This is a genomic window from Roseomonas sp. CECT 9278, assembly GCF_918698155.1.
Taxonomy (GTDB): Bacteria; Pseudomonadota; Alphaproteobacteria; order Acetobacterales; family Acetobacteraceae; genus Neoroseomonas.
On the sequence record NZ_CAKKLX010000021.1, the window covers coordinates 17,993 to 36,602 of the forward strand.

Genomic DNA, 18,610 nt, shown 5'->3' on the forward strand with positions numbered 1-18,610 from the left:
CGTGGGCTTGGTGGGTGGCGCCGCGGCGTCCGTCATGGACCCGCGCGCCGGGGGAGGAAGTCCGTGGGGTTGCGTTTCGCCTGCCGCATCGTCTCACTCGCCCCTCCCGCCCAGTGGTGCTGGTTGACTGAAGGCTAGGTGGCGTCGACGAGAAGTGTCAAGCGTGATTGACGTATTGATCGCTTGACACTTCGCGGCGCGGAGATTGTAGTCGGCGACAGGAGAGTCCAATGGTGGGCAAGCCCATGCCGGGTCAGGAGCGCAATACCGATGCGGAATCCGTCGGCACGGAGAACGAGCGCGAACCGCGCGAGGCCTCCCGCCCGGCGGCGCGCTCGGCGTCGCCCATCCCCCGGCGTCGCAACCGCGTCGCGACGCTGGCCCGGACGCTCGAGACCGACATCATTCCGCGCCTGCTGATGGCGCATCGCCGCAATGTCGCCGCCGCCTATATCGACAGCAGCCCGTCGGACATGGTCGGCATGGACGATGTCGGCGCGCTCACCGGCCTTGCCATGCAGGCCGACCTGCCGGGCGCGCTCGCCTACCTCGAGGCGCTGCGCGGCCGCGGCATGTCGCTCGAACGCCTCTACCTCGAGCTGCTGGCGCCGGTCGCGCGTCGCCTCGGCCTGATGTGGGAGGAGGACGAATGCGACTTCACCGCCGTGACGATCGGCCTGTCCTGCCTGCACCAGGTGGTGCGCGAATACAGCCCCGCCTTCGTGCAGCGCGCCCCGCGCGCCGAGCCTGACCGCCGCGTGCTGCTCGCCCCCACCCCCGGCGAACAGCACAGCTTCGGCATCCTGGTGGTCGAGCAGTTCTTCCGCGGCGCCGGCTGGGATGTCTGGTCGGGCGCCGGCGTGGAACGCAACGAGATCATCGAGGCGGCGCAGCGCGTCTGGTTCGGCGTGGCGGGCTTCTCGCTGGCCTGCGAGGACCACCTGAGCAACCTCGCGATGCTGATCCGCGATGTCCGCCGCGCCTCGCGCAATGCGGGCCTTGGGGTCCTGGTGGGCGGGCCGCTGTTCGTCGACCGGCCCGACCTGGTGGCGCTGGTGGGCGCGGATGCCACGGCGGTCGATGGGCGCGACGCCACGCTCCAGGCGGAGACCATGCTGGCCCTGCTGGGCCGCGACGCATGACCCCGCCGCCTCGCCGCGCACCCACGGCGCCACCCCCGCGGGCCGGACTCGGCCTGCCATTTCAGCGACTGTCGCACCCGGTGCTAGAAGGGGACGGATACAGCAGGCAAAGGCGGTACAGCCGGTGAAGGCCTTCAGCACGCCCCGCAAGTCGCTCGGCGACCTCGATGCGGATGCCGCCGCCGCGCTGATCAGCGCGGCAGCGGACATCGCGCTCATCCTCGACGAGAAGGGGATCGTCCGCGACGTCGCCTTCAGCAACGAGGAACTGTCGCGCGAATTCGCCGCGCATGGCAGCTGGCTCGGCCAGCCCTGGATCGACACCGTGGCGCGCGACAGCCGCCCCAAGGTCGAGGAACTGACGCGCCACGGCGCGGCAGCCGAGCACGGCAGCCGCTGGCGCCATGTGAACCAGGTGTCGGGCGACGGCGCCTGCGTGCCGATCCTCTATTCCGCGGCGCCGGTGGGCAAGGCGGGGCGGATCGTCATCTTCGGGCGGGACCTGCGCCCGGTCTCCCGCCTGCAGCAGCGCCTGGTCGAGGTGCAGCAATCCATGGAGCGCGACTATTCGCGCCTGCGCCAGGCCGAGACGCGCTACCGCCTGCTGTTCCAGATGTCGCCCGATCCGGTGCTGGTGCTGGACGGCACCACGCTGCGCGTGACCGAGGCCAATCCCACCGCCATCAAGCTGTTCGGCAAGGGCGAGCGGCGCGCCGTCGGGCGCAGCGTGACCGACGCCTTCGCGCCCGAGTCGCGCAATGCGGTGCAGGCGCTGCTCGCCTCCGTGCGCGCCGCCGGCCGCGCCGACGACGTGCAGGTCCGCCTGGCCGAGGACGGCGCCGAGGTGACGCTGGCCGCCTCCACCTTCCGCCAGGAAGGCACGCTGCTGTTCCTGGTGCGGGTCGCGCTGCCCGACCAGGCGGTGGTCGCGATGCCGGCGATCAAGACCAAGATGCTGAAGCTGATCGAAGGCGCGCCGGATGCCTTCGTGGTGGTCGGCACCGATGGGCGGATCATCACCGCCAACGCCGCCTTCCTGGAGATGGTCGAGGTCCCGGGCGAGGAACAGGCGCGCGGCGAATTGCTGGAACGCTGGCTCGGCAACCAGGATGTCGAGGCCGAGGTGCTGTTCGGCCACCTGCGCAACCGCGGCACGGTGCGGCTCTATGCCTCGGTCCTGCGCGGCGAACACGGTTCGCGCACCGAGGTCGAGATCTCCGCCGTCACCGTGATGAACGGCGGCAAGCCGGTCTTCGGCTTCACCATGCGCGATGTCGGCGCGCGCGTGCGCGCCACCGTCGCCGCCGGCCCGCGGCCGACCCGGTCGGTCGAACAGCTCACCGAACTGATCGGCCGCGTGCCGCTGAAGGACCTGGTGCGCGAGGCGACCGACGCGATCGAGCGGCTGTGCATCGAGGCCGCGCTCGAATTGTCGGGCGACAACCGCGCCTCGGCGGCCGAGATGCTCGGCCTGTCGCGGCAGTCGCTGTACGTGAAGCTGCGCCGCTACGGACTCGGCGACCTCGGCGCCGAGCCGGGCGAACAGGCCTAGGGGCGCGATGTCGGGCCGCGCCGATCCCGCGATCGCCCCGGCACGGCTGCCGCGCGGCCACCCCGCCCCGGGCGTGGTGCTGGAACTGCTGAAGCCGATCACCTGGTTCCCGCCCATGTGGGCCTTCATGTGCGGCGCGGTGTCCTCCGGCGCGTCGCTCGGCGCCACCTGGCACCTGGCGCTGGCCGGCATCATCCTGGCCGGCCCGCTGGTCTGCGGCATGAGCCAGGCGGTGAACGACTGGTTCGACCGCGAGGTGGATGCCATCAACGAGCCGCACCGGCCGATTCCCTCGGGCCGGATGCCCGGGCGATGGGGCCTGTATGTCGCCATTGCCTGGACCGGCGTGTCGCTGGGCTGGGGTGCCATGCTCGGCCTGTGGGGGTTCGTCGCGACGCTGCTGGGCGTGGCGCTGGCCTGGGCCTATTCGGCGCCGCCGCTGCGGCTGAAGGCGAATGGCTGGTGGGGCAACCTGGCCTGCGGCCTGGCCTATGAGAGCCTGCCCTGGATCACCGCGGCCGCGGTGCTGTCCGCCGCCGCGCCGGGTCCGCTCGTGCTCGCGATCGCGACGCTCTATGGCCTCGCCGCGCATGGCATCATGACGCTGAACGACTTCAAGGCGATCGAGGGCGACCGCCGCAGCGGCGTGCGGTCGCTGCCGGTGCAGCTCGGCGCCGAGCGCGCCGCGCGCGTCGCCTGCTGGTGCATGGGCGTGCCGCAGCTCGCGGTGATCGCGCTGCTGCTGGCGATGGGCGCGCCGGTCCATGCCGCCATCGTCGCGCTGCTGCTGGCCGGCCAGGGCTGGGCCATGGCGCGGATGCTGCGCGATCCGAAGGCGCTGGCACCGTGGTACAATGGCACCGGCGTGCTGATGTTCGTGCTCGGCATGCTGACCTGCGGCTTCGCGCTGCGCGCGGCGGCGGTGCCGTGATGCCCGCGCCGCTCGGCTGGCCCGGGATCCTGCGGCTGGGGCTGGTGCAGACGGCGCTGGGCGCCATCGTGGTGCTCACCACCTCGGCGCTGAACCGCGTGATGGTGGTGGAACTGGCGCTGCCGGCGACCCTGCCGGGGCTGCTGGTGGGCATCCACTACGCGCTGCAGATGCTGCGGCCGCGCTGGGGCTACGGGTCGGACATGGGGGGGCGCCGGACGCCCTGGATCCTCGGCGGCACGGCGGTGCTGGGCCTTGGCGGCGTGCTGGCGGCGGCGGCGACGGCGCTGATGGGCAGCGCGCTGCTGCCGGGGGTGGCGCTGGCGGTGCTGGCCTTCGCGATGATCGGGCTGGGCGTCGGCGCGGCGGGCACCTCCCTGCTGGTGCTGCTGGCGTTGCGGGTCGACGAATCGCGGCGCGCCGCGGCGGCCTCGATCGTCTGGATCATGATGATCGCGGGCTTCATCCTGACCACCGCGATCGCCGGGCGGCTGCTCGATCCCTTCTCGCCGGAGCGGCTGGTGGCGGTCTCCGCCGGCGTGTCGGCGATCGCCTTCCTGCTGGCGCTGGCCGGCGTGCTGGGCATCGAGGGTCCATCGCCCATGCGCGCGCCGGCCGAAGCGGCGGCCAGGCCGCCCTTCCGCCGCGCCCTGGCCGAGGTCTGGGCGGAACCGCAGGCGCGGCGCTTCACCGTCTTCGTCTTCCTCTCGATGCTCGCCTACAGCGCGCAGGACCTGATCCTGGAACCCTTCGCCGGCGCCGTCTTCGGCCGCACACTGGGGGAGAGCACGCAGCTTTCGTCGTTGCAGAACGGCGGCACGCTGGCGGGCATGGTGCTGGTGGCGCTGGCCGGCTCGGCCTTTGGCGGGCGATTCGCATCGACGCTGCGCGGCTGGATGGTCGGCGGCTGCATCCTGGCCGCGGCGGCGCTGATCACCCTGGCCGCCGGCCCGTCGGTCGGGGCGGCCTTCCCGCTCGCGACGGTCTTCTGCGTGCTCGGCCTGGGCAACGGGATATTTGCCGCGGCGGCCATTGCCTCGATGATGCAGATGGTCGGCGAAGGGCGCGAACGGCGCGAGGGCACGCGCATGGGCATCTGGGGCGCCGCCCAGGCGGTCGCCTTCGGGACCGGCGGGTTGATCGGCGCCGCGGCGGTCGACCTCGCGCGCCTGCTGCTGGGCGCGCCGCACGCTGCCTATTCCGTGGTGTTCGCCATCGACGCGGCGATCTTCATCGCCGCCGCCGTGCTTGCCACCCGCATCGCCCGGCCGCGGCCCGCGGCGGGCCTTCACCGCATGATCACCGCCCAATGATGCCGGAGAGCGCCATGGACACGCAGCAACGCTTCGATGTGGTGGTGGTGGGCGGCGGTCCGTCCGGGGCCATCGCCGCCGAGGACCTGGCCCGCGCCGGGCGGCGCGTCGCGCTGCTCGACCGCGCCGGGCGCATCAAGCCCTGCGGTGGTGCGATCCCGCCGCGCCTGGTGCGCGACTTCGCCATCCCCGACCACATCATCTGCGCGCGGGTGAACAGCGCGCGGATGATCGCGCCCTCGGCCAAGACCGTCGACATGCCGATCGACGGCAATGGCTACGTCGCCATGGTGGACCGCGAGCATTTCGACGAATACCTGCGCGCGCGCGCCGCCCATGAAGGCGCCGAACGCTTCACCGGCACCTTCGAATCGATCGAGCGCGACGCCGATGGCAACCCGGTCGTGGTGTTCGAGGACAAGGACGGTGCCGAGCACCGCCTGCCCACCCGCCTGGTGATCGGCGCCGATGGCGCGCGGTCGAAGGTGGCGAAGCAGGAAGTGCCGGCCGCGGCGAAAATTCCCTTCGTGTTCGCCTATCACGAGATCATCGAGGCGCCCGCGCCATCGGACGCCTACGACCCGAAGCGCTGCGACGTGTTCTACCAGGGCCGGCATTCGCCCGATTTCTATTCCTGGGTCTTCCCGCACGGGAACACCGCCAGCATCGGCACGGGGTCGGCCCAGAAGGGCTTCGCGCTGCGCGCCTCGATCGCCGAATTGCGCAAGGCCACCGGCCTCGATACCGCCCGCACGCTTCGCCACGAAGGCGCGCCCATCCCGATGAAGCCGGCGAAGCGCTGGGACAATGGGCGCGACGTGCTGCTGGCCGGCGATGCCGCCGGCGTCGTCGCCCCCGCCTCCGGCGAAGGGATCTACTACGCCATGCTGGGCGGGCGCCTGGCGGCCGAGGCCTGCGACGCCTGCCTGGCGACCGGCGACGCCCGCGCCCTGAAGCTGGCGCGCAAGCGCTTCATGAAGGGCCATGGCACGGTCTTCATGGTGCTCGGGATCATGCAGTACTTCTGGTACTCGTCCGAGAAGCGCCGCGAGAAGTTCGTCAAGATCTGCGCCGACAAGGACGTCCAGCGCCTGACGTGGGAATCCTACATGAACAAGGAACTGACGCGGCGCGACCCGATGGCGCATGTGCGGATCTTCTTCAAGGACCTGGCGCACCTGTTCGGGTTCGCACGGGCATGAGCGAGATCGCCGAACGCCCGATCGCGCCGCTGCGCATCGGCACCCGCGCCTCGCCGCTCGCGCTGTGGCAGGCGCGGCACTTCCTGTCGCGCATCGGCGGCTTCTGCCCGATGCTCCAGGGCGCCTCCAACTTCGAGGAAACCGCGCTGTCCACCGCCGGCGACCGCATCCAGGACCGCCGCCTGGCCGAGATCGGGGGCAAGGGCCTGTTTGCCAAGGAAATCCACGAGGCGCTGCTCGATGGCCGCGTGGATTTCGCGGTGCATTCCCTCAAGGACCTCGAGACCGAGTTGCCGCCGGGCATCGTCCTCGCCTGCCTGCTCAAGCGCGAGGATGCGCGCGACGCGATCGTGCTGGGCCCCGCCTGCGGCGATCCGACACGCGACGACCCGCTGGCCTGCCTGCCGCATGGCGCGCTGGTCGGCACGGCGTCCGTCCGCCGGCAGTCGCAGCTGCTGCATGCGCGCCCGGACCTGCGCGTCGAGACCATCCGCGGCAATGTCCAGACCCGCCTGCGCCGCCTGCGCGAGGGCGAGTTCCACGCCACCATGCTGGCCTTCGCCGGGCTCAAGCGGCTCGGCCTCGAAGCCGAGGCCGGCGTGGTGCTGGATGCCGAGGACATGGTCCCCGCCGCCGGCCAGGGGATCGTCGGCATCACCGTGCGGGCGCAGGACATCGCGCTGCGCGAATTGCTCGCCGCCATCGAGGACCCGGTCGCGCGCGCCGTCGCCACCGCCGAACGCGCGCTGCTCGCGGCGCTGGATGGGTCGTGCCGCACGCCGATCGGCGGCCATGCCCGCGTGCTGATGGATGGGCAGCTTTACCTGACCGGGCTGATCGCCCGCGCGGATGGCAGCTTCCTGCTGCGCCGGCGCGTCAGCGGCGCCGTCGCGGATGCCGAGCGGATCGGGCGCGAGCTCGGCGACAGCCTGCGCCGCGACAGCCCCGCGGATATCCTGTCCTGACAGCCTGGCCCGAAGGCCGCCGCGCGACGGCCTTCGGCGCCGGCGCGCTCAGCCGAAGCCGCGCGCGTACTGCGCGACCGGACGACGGCGCGGCGCATAGGTCTCGGCCACGCTGTCCTCGCGCCGCCGGCTGACCTCGTCGGCCATCACGCGCTGCAGCACGCGCAGCCGCGCATCATCCAGCGTCGCCACCCACAGCCGGGTGAAGGATGCGTCATGCACGGGGTCGAGCACCATGCGCGGGATGTCGATCTCGGCCGCCAGGCGCTCGACCTCGGCGGCGGCGCCGGGGCTGACGCCGGCCAGCGCGCGCAGCCGGCGCGGGTCGGTCACCAGGGTGGCGACGAAGGCGTCCATCTCGCCGCGGGCGCGTTCCAGGGCCTCGATGTCCTCGGCCGACTCGGCGCGGCGCAACAGGGATTTCAGCCGATCATAGGCGATGCGGTAGCTGCTCCCGTTCATGGCGCCCTCCGTGACCGACAGGTTCCTTGAACAGTCCGACCTGTCATGATGAGTTTACACCCGTCACGACGGCGCGCCACCCGAAAGCGTGTCAGCGTGGAAGTTCGGCGGCCGCGCCGCGCAACCGCCCTGCCAGGTCCCACCCATGCGCGACCAGCGCACCCACCAGCGCCGCCGCGATCAGCCAGGTATCGCCGCCGGTCAGCGCGAAGCGCAGCGCGAGCACCAGGAACGCGCCGGGCAGCAGCAGCGCAGCCACGGCACGCGGCGCCGGCCCCCGCCCCGTCGCGCGGCGCCACGCGACCAGGGCCACGGCCTCGATCACCAGGCAGGCCATGATGACATCCGCGACACCTCCGCTGCGCACCAGGGCTTCCATGCCGCACCGATTCCCTTCCATGGCCGCGGTTTCGCCTTGCCAGAATGGCAAAGGAGATTAATTGGCTGAAGCCGGTGAGTTGAGTCACAAGCCGACGCGCCTGCAACCTTCGATGCCGGCGCGTGTTCACCTTCGGGAGGGAGTTACGCATGCGTCGATTGATGATGACGATGACCGTGGCGACGATGGCCCTGGTGCCAGGCATCGCGTCCGCACAGTCGGGCGATGCCGCCGCGGGCCAGCGCGTGTTCAACCAGTGCCGTGCCTGCCACACCCCGGACCAGGGCGGGCGCAATGGCGTCGGCCCGAACCTGTGGGGCATCGTCGGTCGTCGCGCCGCGTCGATCGAAGGGTTCCGCTATTCGGCCAACATGCGCACGCTGGGCGAAGGCGGGCATACCTGGACCACCGACAACCTGAACGCCTACATCACCAACCCGAAGGCCGTCGCGCCGCAGGGCAGCATGTCGTACCCCGGGCTGCGCAACGCCGAACAGCTGGCGAACCTGATCGCCTACCTCGAGACGCTGAAGTAGCGAACGCGCGGGCGGCGGTTCAGGCCGCCGCCCGCCGCGCCCGATACGCCGCCAAGGTGCCGGCATGCATCAGCCGGCCCGGCAGCGGCCGGCCGATGATCCGTTCCGCCATGCGCGCGGCATGCACCAGCGCCTCCAGATCCACGCCGGTCTCGATGCCCATCTCGTGGCACAGGAAGACCATGTCTTCCGTGCAGATATTGCCCGCGCCCTTGGCATCGCCATGGCCGGCGAAGGGGCATCCGCCCAGGCCGGCCACCGAGCTGTCGAAATGCGTCACGCCCATCTCCAGCGCCGCCAGCACATTGGCGGGGCCGAGGCCGCGCGTGTCGTGCAGGTGCAGCCCGACCTCGGCCTCCGGCACGGCATCGCGCAACAGCCCCACCGCGCGGCGGATTGCCTGCGGATTGGCCCAGCCCATGGTGTCGGCCAGGTACAGCCGGGGGGCGGCCATGCCGCGCGCACGGCAGGTGGTCCAGGCCCAGGCCAATTCGCCGACCGCGCGCGCCGGGTCCACCGGCCCCTCGAAATTGCAGCCGAAGGCGGCCATCACCAGCGCGCGCTCCATCGGCACGCCATCGGCGGCGTAGCGATCCAGCCAGCCATCGACGCGCGCGCGCATCTGCGCCGCGGTGCAGTTGTTGTTGCGAAGTGCGAAGGCATCCGACGCATACAGCGCGATGCGCCCGGTGATGTGCACGCCCTTCGCCGCGCGTGCGCGCTCGTAGCCGCGTTCGTTCAGCCACACGGCATCGTAGCGCACGCCGGGGGCGCGCTGGATGGCTTCGAACAGCGCCTCGGAATCCGCCATCTGCGGCACCGCCTTGGGCGAGACGAAGGACGCCACCTGGATCTCGTCGAGCCCGGTCAGCGACAGCGCATCGACCAGCGCGGCGCGCTGTTCCAGCGGGAAAGTCCCGCGCTCGATCTGGAAGCCCTCGCGCGGGCCTTCCTCGTGGAAATGAACGCGCTTCGGCAGGTCGGACATGGCGGTTCCTCCCGTCCCGCATGGCCCGGGCGTTGACACCCGGGCATCCGCGCAGGGACGTTGTGGCCCGACGCTAGAACTGCGACCGACGCCCCGCCAGAGGGCACCGCCCGGAGGACGCCCGATGCACCGCCCCCTCACCCGCCGCGCCGCGATCGCCGCGGCGGCCGCCCTGCCCGTCGCGGCACGCGCGCAGACCGCGGAACCCGCCTGGCCGGCGCGCCCGATCCGCTTCATCGTCGCCTTCCCGGCAGGCTCCGGCACGGATGTCACCACGCGCCTGTTCGCCGACCCGATCGGCGCGGAGCTCGGCCAGCCCGTGGTGGTGGACAATCGTGGCGGGGCGAATGGCTTCATCGCCTCCGAGGCGGTCGCGCGCGCGCGCCCCGATGGCACCACCTTCCTGTGGACCGCCAATACCACGCATGGGTCGAACCCGGCGCTGTTCCGCCGCCTGCCCTATGATCCCGTGGCGGATTTCGCGCCTGTCGCGGTGATCGGCGTGGGCGTGCTGCTGGTGGTGGTCAACAACGACCTGCCGGTGCGCTCCATGCAGGACCTGGTCGCCTATGCGCGCGCCAATCCGGGGCGGCTGAACTTCGCCTCGGGCTCCGCTTCCTCGCGCGTGGCGGGCGAGATGTTCAAGGCGCAGGCCGGCATCGACATGGTGAACGTGACGTATCGGTCGAATCCGCTCGGCATCACCGATGTCATCTCCGGCGTGGCGCAGGTGATGTTCGTCGATGCCACGACCTCGGCGCCCCATGCGCGCGAGGGCCGGGTGCGCGCGATCGGCGTCACCAGCCGCCAGCGCTTCGCCGTGCTGCCGGATGTCCCGACCGTCGAGGAACAGGGCTTCCCCGGCTACGAGATGCTGTCCTGGAACGCGGTCTATGCGCCGGCCGGCACGCCCGCGCCGATCGTGGCGCGCATGAACGGACTGATCAACGACATCATGGCGCGCCCGGGCGTGCGCGACCGCCTGACCGCCAACGGCATGGTGCTGCGCCCCGGCTCGCCGCAGGACCTCGCGACCTTCCAGGCGGCCGAGATCGACAAGTGGAAGCGCCTGGTCGCCGCCGCGGGGATCGAACTGCAATGACCGCGGCCGTGCTGGACGGGCTGCGCGTGGTCGAGCTCGGCCAGGTGCTGGCCGGGCCTTTCGCGGGCGCCATCTTCGCCGACCTGGGCGCGGAGGTGATCAAGGTGGAGAAGCCCGATGGCGGCGACGATGCGCGCCAGATGGGCCCCGCCTTCCGCCATGGCGATGCGCTCACCTTCCACGAATTCAACCGCGGCAAGAAGTCGGTCACGCTCGACCTGAAGTCGGCGGCCGGCGTCGCGGCGCTGCACCGGCTGCTCGAAGGCGCCGACATCCTGCTGCACAATCTGCGCCCCGGCGTCGCCGAGACGCTGGGCATCGGCCCGGAGGCGGTGACCGCGCGCCACCCGCGGCTGATCTATTGCGCCATGGCGGCCTTCGGCCATGTCGGCCCGGAGCGCCTGCGCCCGGGCTACGAGCCGCTGCTGCAGGCCTTCGGCGGGCTGTCCTCGATCACCGGCGAACCCGATGGGCCGCCGGTGCGCATGGGCGCGTCGGTGGTCGACCAGGGCACCGGGATGTGGACGGTGCTCGGCGCGCTGGCCATGCTGGAACGCCGGCATCGCACCGGGCGCGGCGGGGTGGTGAACACCTCATTGCTCGAGACCGCGGTGATGTGGGCGGGGCAGAAGATCGACGGCTACGTCAATACCGGCAGCGTGCCGCCACGCCATGCCTCCGGCCATCCGAACCTGGTGCCCTACCAGGCCTTCGACGCGGCGGATGCGCCGATCCTGGTGTGCTGCGGCAATGACCGGCTGTTCACGCGCTTCGCGGCCGAGCTCGGCCATGCGGAATGGCCGAACGACCCGCGCTTCGCCACCAACCGCGCGCGGCTGACCCACCAGGGCGAGCTGCTGCCGATGATCGCGGCGATCATGCGCGAGGCACCGCGCGCGGCGTGGCTCGCGCGCCTGCAACGCATCGGCGTGCCCTGCGCGCCGGTCAACGCCATTCCCGAGGTGCTGGCCGAACCGCAGGTGCAGGCCATGGGCATGGTGAACCAGGTGCCGGGCGAGGATTTCTCCCTGGTGTCGATGCCGCTGTCCTTCGATGGCGAGCGGCCGCGCATGCAGGGCGGCGCGCCGCGCCTGGGCGCCGACAACGCGCTGGTGGCGGAGTAGCGCGCCCAAAGCCCGTTTGAGAATGCGCCGATCGGCGCATCCTGCGGTCCGACACCGGCATTCTCGAACGGCCGCTCAGGCGCGCATCAGCAATTCCGGCCCCAGCGCATCCATCGTGTTCACCCCGACCAGCGCCAGGTCGCGATGGATTTCCTCGGCCAGCAGGTCGATCGCGCGCTCGACCCCGGCCTGCCCGCGCACCGCCGCCGCACACAGCATCGGCCGCCCCACGAAGACGAAATCCGCCCCCAGCGCATAGGCCTTCATCACGTCGGTGCCGCGGCGAATGCCGCCGTCGTAGATCACCGGCAGCCCGCCCGCGATCTTGACGATCTCCGGCAACATGCGCAGGCCAGACACCGCGCCATCCAACTGCCGCCCGCCATGGTTCGATACCATGAACCCGTCCACGCCCATCTCCTTCGCGCGCACCACGTCGTCGGGATGCAGCACGCCCTTGATCAGCAGCTTGCCCGGGAAGCGCTTGCGGATCAGTTCCAGGTGCGGCCAGGACAGCCCGTCGCGCGCCCCGAAGGCGCGTTCTAGGTCGCGCGAGAGGATCGGCGGGCCGCGCCCGGCGTCCATATTCTCGAAATGCGGCATGCCGTGGTTCTGCAGCGTCTTGAACCAGGTGCCGAAGGCCCAGGCCGGATGCGTCGCCCCCTGCCAGAACAGCTTGAAGGTCGGCTTCAGCGGAATCGTATAGCCGTTGCGGATGTTGTTCTCGCGGTTGGACGAGACCTGCACGTCCACCGTCAGCACGAAGGTCTTGAACCCCGCCGCGATGACGCGGTCGACCAGCGGCTCGATCCGCGCGGGCTCGCCCGGCAGGTAGGCCTGGTACCAGGCGTCAGGGTTCGCCTTCGCGACGTCCTCCATCCTGATCAGCGAGGATGCCGACAGGATGTAGGGAATGTTCTTCGCGCGCGCCGCCTGCGCCAGCGCGATGTCGCCGCGATAGGCCAGCAGCGCGGCCGAGCCCATCGGCGGGATGCCGAAGGGCGCGTCGTAGTCCCGCCCGAACAGGCTGACCTTCGTATGGCGCGCGCGCGCGTCGGTCAGGCAGCGCGGGATGAAGCCCCATTCGGCGAAGGCGCGGCGGTTGTCGTTGAGCGACCAGTCCGTCTCGACGCCGCCGGCCATGTAGCCATGCAGCATGCGCGGCAGGTGCTTCTGCGCCGCCACCTCGAAATCATGCAGCGACAGGAAGCCCTGCAGGCTCGGCGGCACCGGCGGTGCCGCGCGCTTCTGGGACAGGGTCTCGGCGGCGACGGGCGCGCGGGATTGCGCGGGGCCTTCGGCGTTCATTGTCTTGGATCACCCGGAATTGCGACGCTTCGATGATGCCGGGGTTGCGGGCGGCAGGCCAGGGGTGGGGGCGCATGGGGGGTGTGCGCGGGGGTGGAATGTTGTCCCTTGCGCGAAATGTAGCCTGGACTACATGATGCGGTCGAAGCCGCCCCGGGAGACCGCCCGCCATGATCCAGCCCCTTGCCCGCCGCGCCCTGTTCACGGCCTCGCTCGTTGGCATCGCCGCCCCTGCCCTGGCCCAGCCGGCCCGCCCCAAGCGCGTGGTCGCCACCTTCACCGTGCTGGCCGACATGGCGCAGAACGTCGCCGGCACGGCGGTGCTGGTCGAGAGCCTCACGCGGCCCGGCGCCGAGATCCATGACTACGAACCGACGCCGCTCGACGTGGTGCGCGCCCAGGCGGCAGACCTGGTGCTGTGGAACGGCCTGGGGCTGGAACGCTGGTTCGAACGCTTCTTCGCCCGCGTGAACGGCGTGCGCGACGCGGTGCTGACCCTGGGCATCACGCCGGTGGGCATCGGCGAGGGCCCCTATGCCAACCAGCCCAACCCGCATGCCTGGATGTCGCCCACCCTGGCGCTGATCTATGTCGAGAACATCCGCCGCGCGCTGACCGCCATCGAACCGCACCACGAAGCCGCCTTCCAGGCGAACGCACACGCCTATGCCGCGCAGATCCGCGCGGTGGATGCGCGGCTGCGCGAACGCCTGGCGACCATTCCCGCCGAACGCCGCGTGCTCGCGACCTGCGAGGGCGCCTTCAGCTACCTCACGCGCGACTACGGCATGCGCGAGGCCTATCTCTGGCCGATCAATTCCGAGGATGAGGGCTCGCCCCGCCAGGTGCGCGCGCTGATCGACACGGTGCGGCGCGCCCGCGTGCCCGCGGTGTTCTGCGAATCCACGGTGAACGACCGCCCGATGCGCCAGGTGGCGCGCGAGACCGGCGCACGCTTCGGCGGCGTGCTGCATGTCGACAGCCTGACTGGCCCGGACGGCGCCGCGCCCACCTACCTCAAGCTGCTGGAAGCCAACGCCGAGACGATCCTGCGCGGCCTCGCCGCCGCGCCGGCCGCGCGCTGATGCTCGCCCAGCCCATCAGCCTCGCGGTCGACAACATCTCAGTCGCCTATCCCAATGGCCACCTGGCATTGAAGGAGGCCGGCTTCCGGCTCGATGCCGGCACCATCTGCGGGCTGGTGGGCATCAACGGCTCCGGCAAGTCCACCATGTTCAAGTCGATCATGGGGCTGGTGCGCCCGGGCCAGGGCCGCGTGCTGGTGGCGGGCGGGCCGGTGGAAGCGGCGCTGAAGCGCAACCTGGTGGCCTATGTGCCGCAGGCCGAGGAGGTGGACTGGACCTTCCCGGTGAGCGTGCGCGACGTGGTGATGATGGGCCGCTACGGCCACATGAACCTGCTGCGCATCCCCCGCGCGGCGGACCGGGCCGAGGTGCAGGCGGCGCTCGAACGTGTCGGCATGGCGGATCTCGCGGACCGGCAGATCGGCGAACTCTCGGGCGGGCAGCGCAAGCGCGTGTTCCTGGCGCGTGCGCTGGCGCAGGGCGGCCAGTTGCTGCTGCTGGACGAACCCTTCACCGGCGTCGATGTCACCACCGAGGAAGCGATCATCGCCCTGCTCAAGGCGCTGCGCGACGAGGGGCGGATCATCCTGGTCTCGACCCACAACCTGGGGTCCGTGCCGACCTTCTGCGACCAGGTGGTGCTGGTGAACCGCACCGTGCTGGCCGCCGGGCCCACCGCCGAGGTCTTCACCGGCCCCAACCTGCTGCGCGCCTTCGGCGGTGCGCTGCGCCAGCACTCCCTGCCCGGCGCCACCCCCCTGCCCGCCGATGCGGTGGTGGTGCTCTCGGACGATGAACGCCCGCTGGTCATGGCACCGGACGGCCAGGTGATCGGCCGGCTCGAACGGGACATCTGACGGTGTTCGACGAACTGCTCATCCCCTTCCAGTACGACTACATGCTGCGCGCCATGGGCATCAGCGCGCTGGTCGGCGCGGTGGCCGGGCTGCTGTCCTGCTACGTGGTGCTGAAGGGCTGGTCGCTGATGGGCGATGCGCTGTCGCACGCCATCGTGCCCGGCGTGGTGGTGGCCTGGTTGGCCGGGCTGCCCTTCGCGGCCGGCGCCTTCGCCTCGGGCATGCTGGCGGCGCTGGTGATGGCCTGGCTGCGCGACCGCACGCCGATCCGCGAGGACGCGGTGATCGGCGTGGTCTTCACCGGCTTCTTCGGGCTCGGCCTGTTCCTGATGTCGATCTACCCGTCGAATGTGCGGCTGCGGACCATCGTGTTCGGCAATGTGCTCGGCATCGCCGACGAGGACATCGTGCAGATGGCGATCATCGCCGTGGTGGTGCTGGGCGCGCTGGCGCTGCGCGGGCGGGACCTGATGCTGTCGCTGTTCGACCCGACGCAGCTGGTGGTGGCCGGCGGCAGCCCGGCGCGCATGCGGATCCTGCTGCTGGTGCTGCTGGCCGCGACCGCGGTGGCGGGCCTCCAGGCAGTCGGCGCGGTGCTGGTGATCGGCATGCTGGTGACGCCGGGGGCGACCGCCTACCTGCTGACCGACAGCTTCGGGCGGATGGCGGGCCTCGCCGCGGGGATCGGCGCCGGCACCGGGCTGCTCGGCGCCTATGCCAGCTATTTCCTGGATGGCAGCACGGGGGGCAGCATCGTGGCGCTGCAGGCGGCGCTGTTCGTGGTGGTGCTGGTGCTGGCGCCGAAGCACGGCATCCTGGCCAGCCGCCGGGCCGCGAAGGTGGCCGCCGCATGAATGCGCTGCTGGCCCCCTGGACGCACGGCTTCATGGTCGATGCGCTGGTGGTCGGGCTGATGGTGGCGGTGCTCGCCGCCATCCTGTCCTGCTTCGTGGTGCTGAAGGGCTGGTCGCTGATGGGCGATGCGGTCAGCCACGCCATCCTGCCGGGCGTCGTGATCGCCTACCTGGTCGGTGCGCCGCTGGTGATCGGCGCCTTCGTCGCGGGCTTCGGCTGCGCGCTGGCCTCCGGCGCCATCCGCGCCACCAGCCGCATCAAGGAGGACGCGGCGATGGGCGTGGTGTTCTCCGGCATGTTCGCGGTCGGGCTGATCCTGCTGACCCAGGTGCGCTCCAACGTGCATCTGTCGCATGTGCTGTTCGGCAGCATCCTCGGCATCGAGGACGAGGATTTCTGGCAGACGCTCGCCATCGCCGGCGGCGGGCTGCTGATCCTGGCGCTGCGCGGGCGGGACCTGGTGCTGTTCTGCTTCGACCCCGGCCAGGCGCGCATCGCCGGGCTGAAAGTGGGCCGGCTGCGGCTGTTGCTGCTGGCGGTGCTGGCCGCCAGCATCGTCGCCGGCGTGCAGGCGGTGGGCGTGATCCTGGTGGTGGCGCTGCTGATCACCCCCGGCGCCATCGGGCTGCTGCTGGCCGACCGCTTCGGGCGCATGGTGTGGGTGGCGGTGGCGGCGGCCTGCCTGGCGACGGTGGCGGGCATCCAGGTCAGCTTCATGCTGGATGCCTCGACCGCGGGGTCGATCGTGCTGGCGCTGAGCGTGCTGTTCATCGCGGCGCTGCTGGTCTCGCCGCGGCACGGGTTGCTGCGCCGGCGCCCGCGCGCGCCCTGGTGATCGCCCCGGGGCGGCGCCGGGATCACGTGCCGCCGGCGGCACCTGGACCTTGCGCCGCCGGCGGCACCTGGACCTTGCGCCGCCGGCGGCGACCCTCCCCCGCCCCCCAGGATGCGGCGACGAAGTGATGCCGCGGCTACAGATTCACTTTCGCCGTCCCGCATGCTAGGCACGCCCCATGTCCGACCACGACACCGCCCCGCCGGACGAGGCCGCCCGCCACGCCTCCGCCCGCACCGCCCGGGCCTCGGCGCTCGCGCAGGACTATGTCGAGATCATCGCCGACCTGCTGTCTCGCGAGGGCGAGGCCCGCCCGACCGACATCGCCCGCCGCCTGGGCGTCACCCATGCCACCGCCATCAAGACCATCGGCCGCCTCAAGCGCGACGGCCTGGCGCATTCGAAACCCTATCGCGGCGTGTTTCTCACCGAGGAAGGCCACGACCTGGCGCGGCGCGTGCGCGCGCGCCACATCACGGTCGTCGCCTTCCTCGCCGCGATCGGCGTGCCGCCCCAGGTGGCCGAGGCCGATGCCGAGGGCATCGAACATCACGTCAGCGACGAAACGCTCGCCGCCTTCGAACGCTTCCTCGCGAAGGCCTGAATACCTTCATCGCGGCGCCATATTCGCGCTGCCAGACTGGCCGCACCCCAGGAGAGCCCGCATGCGCACCACCCTCGCCGCCGCCATCCTCGCCACCGCCCTGCCGATCGCGGCGCAGGCGCAGGACCGCCCGCAGATCTTCCCGACGCGCGACGTGGCGGTGACCTACCGCGTCGCCGGCCAGGGCCAGCAGGCGGAACTCACCATGCAATGGGCCGCCGCCAACCGCATGATGCGCATGAACATGCCCGGCGGCGTCGGCTACATCGTCGCCGACCACCAGAACCAGCGCGGCTTCATGGTGATGGAAGCCATGCGGACCATCATGGACGTGCCGATGGCCCAGGCCGCCGGCATGCAGCGCGACCTCGAGAACGCGCAATTCACCCGCGGCGGCACCGAGAAGATCGCCGGCACCGACTGCACCGTCTGGCGCTACCAGGGCCCGCAGCAATCGGGCGAGGCCTGCATCACCGCCGATGGCGTGATGCTGCGCGCGCAGGGCTCGGCGCAGGGCCAGCAGGGGCGGATGGAGGCGACGCGCATCGCCTATGGCCCGCAGGATGCCGCGCAGTTCCGCCGCCCGCAGGGCTACCAGACCATGCAGATGCCCCAGGGCATGCCCGCCCCGGGCGCGCGCTGAGGCCAGGCGCGGCCAGGGCAACCCCCTTCCCCCCGGCCGCGCCGCACGCCACATCCGGCTGATGAACCGTCGCCCCCTCCTCCTCGCGCCGTTCCTGCTGGCCTCGCCGGCGCTTGCGCAGCGCGCGGCCGCGCCGCCGGCCGCCGCGCTGGCCGACCGCGACCGCGCCGACCTCGCACGGGTCGAGGCCTACCTGAATGCGCTCGGCACGCTGCGCGCGCGCTTCCTGCAGATCGCGCAGAACGGCGCCGCGGCCGAGGGCACCGCCTGGATCTGGCGGCCGGGCCGCATGCGGTTCGAATACGACCCGCCGGAACCGCTGCTGCTGGTGGCCGATGGCGGCCAGTTCCTGATGTACGATCGCGAATTGCGCGCCCCCACCACGCTGCTGGTCAGCCGCACGCCGCTCGGCATCCTGCTGCGGCGCGAGGTGCGGCTGTCGGGCGACGTGACCGTGACCGCGATGGAACGCAGCGGCGGCTTCCTGCGGGTGACCATGTTCCGCACCGCCGAGCCCAACGAGGGTCGGCTCACGCTGGTGTTCAACCCCGACCCGATCGAACTCCGCCAATGGGCGGTGACCGACGCGCAGGGGCGCGAGACGCGCGTGACGCTGTCGCGAATCGAGACCGGCCTGCGCTTCCCCGCCGGGCTGTTCCAGTTCAATGACCCGCGCTTCTTCGAACCGGGCGGCTTCGGGCTGCCGCAAGGGGGCTGACGCCCGGTT

Annotated in this window: 20 protein-coding genes; 16 read left to right on the plus strand and 4 right to left on the minus strand. The window is 71.6% G+C overall.

Features of this window, described 5'->3' with window-relative positions; translation table 11 throughout:
- The first annotated feature begins 230 nt into the window (after positions 1–230).
- The 6 genes from LQ222_RS14710 to hemC all read left to right on the plus strand — a co-directional run bounded on the left by LQ222_RS14710 (position 231) and on the right by hemC (position 7,105).
- On the plus strand, positions 231–1,142 hold the full coding sequence (locus LQ222_RS14710; RefSeq protein ID WP_230167530.1) for a B12-binding domain-containing protein: 912 nt from the start codon (positions 231–233) through the stop codon (positions 1,140–1,142).
- 124 nt (positions 1,143–1,266) lie between these two features.
- On the plus strand, positions 1,267–2,694 hold the full coding sequence (gene ppsR / locus LQ222_RS14715; RefSeq protein WP_230167532.1) for a transcriptional regulator PpsR: 1,428 nt from the start codon (positions 1,267–1,269) through the stop codon (positions 2,692–2,694).
- Between the two features lie 7 nt (positions 2,695–2,701).
- Positions 2,702–3,625, plus strand: a complete 924-nt coding sequence (gene chlG, locus LQ222_RS14720; RefSeq protein WP_230167534.1) for a chlorophyll synthase ChlG — start codon at positions 2,702–2,704, stop codon at positions 3,623–3,625.
- Positions 3,625–4,938, plus strand: a complete 1,314-nt coding sequence (locus LQ222_RS14725) for a BCD family MFS transporter (protein ID WP_230167535.1) — start codon at positions 3,625–3,627, stop codon at positions 4,936–4,938. The genes chlG and LQ222_RS14725 overlap by 1 nt, the downstream gene beginning before the upstream one ends.
- A gap of 14 nt (positions 4,939–4,952) precedes the next feature.
- Complete coding sequence (locus tag LQ222_RS14730; protein WP_230167537.1) at positions 4,953–6,140, plus strand: geranylgeranyl diphosphate reductase; 1,188 nt, start codon at positions 4,953–4,955, stop codon at positions 6,138–6,140.
- Positions 6,137–7,105 carry a hydroxymethylbilane synthase gene (gene hemC, locus LQ222_RS14735; protein WP_230167539.1) on the plus strand — a complete coding sequence of 323 codons (969 nt, stop codon included), beginning with the start codon at positions 6,137–6,139 and terminating at the stop codon, positions 7,103–7,105. Before LQ222_RS14730 ends, hemC begins: the two co-directional genes overlap by 4 nt.
- A gap of 48 nt (positions 7,106–7,153) precedes the next feature.
- Here hemC and LQ222_RS14740 read toward each other — a convergent pair whose 3' ends face one another.
- Both LQ222_RS14740 and LQ222_RS14745 read right to left on the minus strand, forming a co-directional pair.
- A complete protein-coding gene (locus LQ222_RS14740; RefSeq protein ID WP_230167541.1) occupies positions 7,154–7,567 on the minus strand; it encodes a hypothetical protein in 414 nt (137 codons plus the stop codon).
- 91 nt (positions 7,568–7,658) lie between these two features.
- Positions 7,659–7,946, minus strand: a complete 288-nt coding sequence (locus LQ222_RS14745; RefSeq protein ID WP_230167543.1) for a hypothetical protein — start codon at positions 7,944–7,946, stop codon at positions 7,659–7,661.
- A 149-nt stretch (positions 7,947–8,095) separates the two neighbouring features.
- Here LQ222_RS14745 and LQ222_RS14750 point away from each other — a divergent pair, with 149 nt between their 5' ends.
- The gene (locus LQ222_RS14750; RefSeq protein WP_230167545.1) at positions 8,096–8,482 is read left to right on the plus strand and encodes a cytochrome c family protein; all 387 of its coding nucleotides are present in this window, start codon (positions 8,096–8,098) and stop codon (positions 8,480–8,482) included.
- 19 nt (positions 8,483–8,501) lie between these two features.
- On the opposite strand, the gene LQ222_RS14755 is transcribed toward LQ222_RS14750, so the two are convergent.
- Positions 8,502–9,470: a hydroxymethylglutaryl-CoA lyase gene (locus LQ222_RS14755; protein ID WP_230167547.1), complete on the minus strand. Its 969-nt coding sequence runs from the start codon at positions 9,468–9,470 to the stop codon at positions 8,502–8,504.
- Between the two features lie 124 nt (positions 9,471–9,594).
- Here LQ222_RS14755 and LQ222_RS14760 point away from each other — a divergent pair, with 124 nt between their 5' ends.
- Complete coding sequence (locus LQ222_RS14760) at positions 9,595–10,572, plus strand: tripartite tricarboxylate transporter substrate binding protein (protein WP_230167548.1); 978 nt, start codon at positions 9,595–9,597, stop codon at positions 10,570–10,572.
- Positions 10,569–11,696, plus strand: a complete 1,128-nt coding sequence (locus tag LQ222_RS14765; protein WP_230167550.1) for a CaiB/BaiF CoA-transferase family protein — start codon at positions 10,569–10,571, stop codon at positions 11,694–11,696. The genes LQ222_RS14760 and LQ222_RS14765 overlap by 4 nt, the downstream gene beginning before the upstream one ends.
- 75 nt (positions 11,697–11,771) lie before the next feature.
- Here LQ222_RS14765 and LQ222_RS14770 read toward each other — a convergent pair whose 3' ends face one another.
- The gene (locus LQ222_RS14770; protein ID WP_230167552.1) at positions 11,772–13,004 is read right to left on the minus strand and encodes an alpha-hydroxy acid oxidase; all 1,233 of its coding nucleotides are present in this window, start codon (positions 13,002–13,004) and stop codon (positions 11,772–11,774) included.
- Positions 13,005–13,174: 170 nt separating this feature from the next.
- On the opposite strand from LQ222_RS14770, the gene LQ222_RS14775 reads away from it, so the two are divergent.
- The 7 genes from LQ222_RS14775 to LQ222_RS14805 all read left to right on the plus strand — a co-directional run bounded on the left by LQ222_RS14775 (position 13,175) and on the right by LQ222_RS14805 (position 18,601).
- A complete protein-coding gene (locus LQ222_RS14775; protein ID WP_230167554.1) occupies positions 13,175–14,089 on the plus strand; it encodes a metal ABC transporter substrate-binding protein in 915 nt (304 codons plus the stop codon).
- Positions 14,089–14,946, plus strand: coding sequence for an ATP-binding cassette domain-containing protein (locus LQ222_RS14780; protein ID WP_230167556.1), 858 nt, complete (start codon positions 14,089–14,091; stop codon positions 14,944–14,946). Before LQ222_RS14775 ends, LQ222_RS14780 begins: the two co-directional genes overlap by 1 nt.
- 2 nt (positions 14,947–14,948) lie before the next feature.
- Positions 14,949–15,800, plus strand: a complete 852-nt coding sequence (locus LQ222_RS14785) for a metal ABC transporter permease (RefSeq protein WP_230167558.1) — start codon at positions 14,949–14,951, stop codon at positions 15,798–15,800.
- Positions 15,797–16,636: a metal ABC transporter permease gene (locus tag LQ222_RS14790; RefSeq protein ID WP_230167559.1), complete on the plus strand. Its 840-nt coding sequence runs from the start codon at positions 15,797–15,799 to the stop codon at positions 16,634–16,636. The genes LQ222_RS14785 and LQ222_RS14790 overlap by 4 nt, the downstream gene beginning before the upstream one ends.
- Before the next feature lie 178 nt (positions 16,637–16,814).
- Complete coding sequence (gene mntR / locus LQ222_RS14795; protein ID WP_230167561.1) at positions 16,815–17,240, plus strand: manganese-binding transcriptional regulator MntR; 426 nt, start codon at positions 16,815–16,817, stop codon at positions 17,238–17,240.
- 61 nt (positions 17,241–17,301) lie between these two features.
- Positions 17,302–17,883 carry a DUF4412 domain-containing protein gene (locus tag LQ222_RS14800; RefSeq protein ID WP_230167563.1) on the plus strand — a complete coding sequence of 194 codons (582 nt, stop codon included), beginning with the start codon at positions 17,302–17,304 and terminating at the stop codon, positions 17,881–17,883.
- Positions 17,884–17,944: 61 nt separating this feature from the next.
- Positions 17,945–18,601, plus strand: coding sequence for an outer membrane lipoprotein carrier protein LolA (locus LQ222_RS14805; protein WP_230167564.1), 657 nt, complete (start codon positions 17,945–17,947; stop codon positions 18,599–18,601).
- Positions 18,602–18,610: the final 9 nt, after the last annotated feature.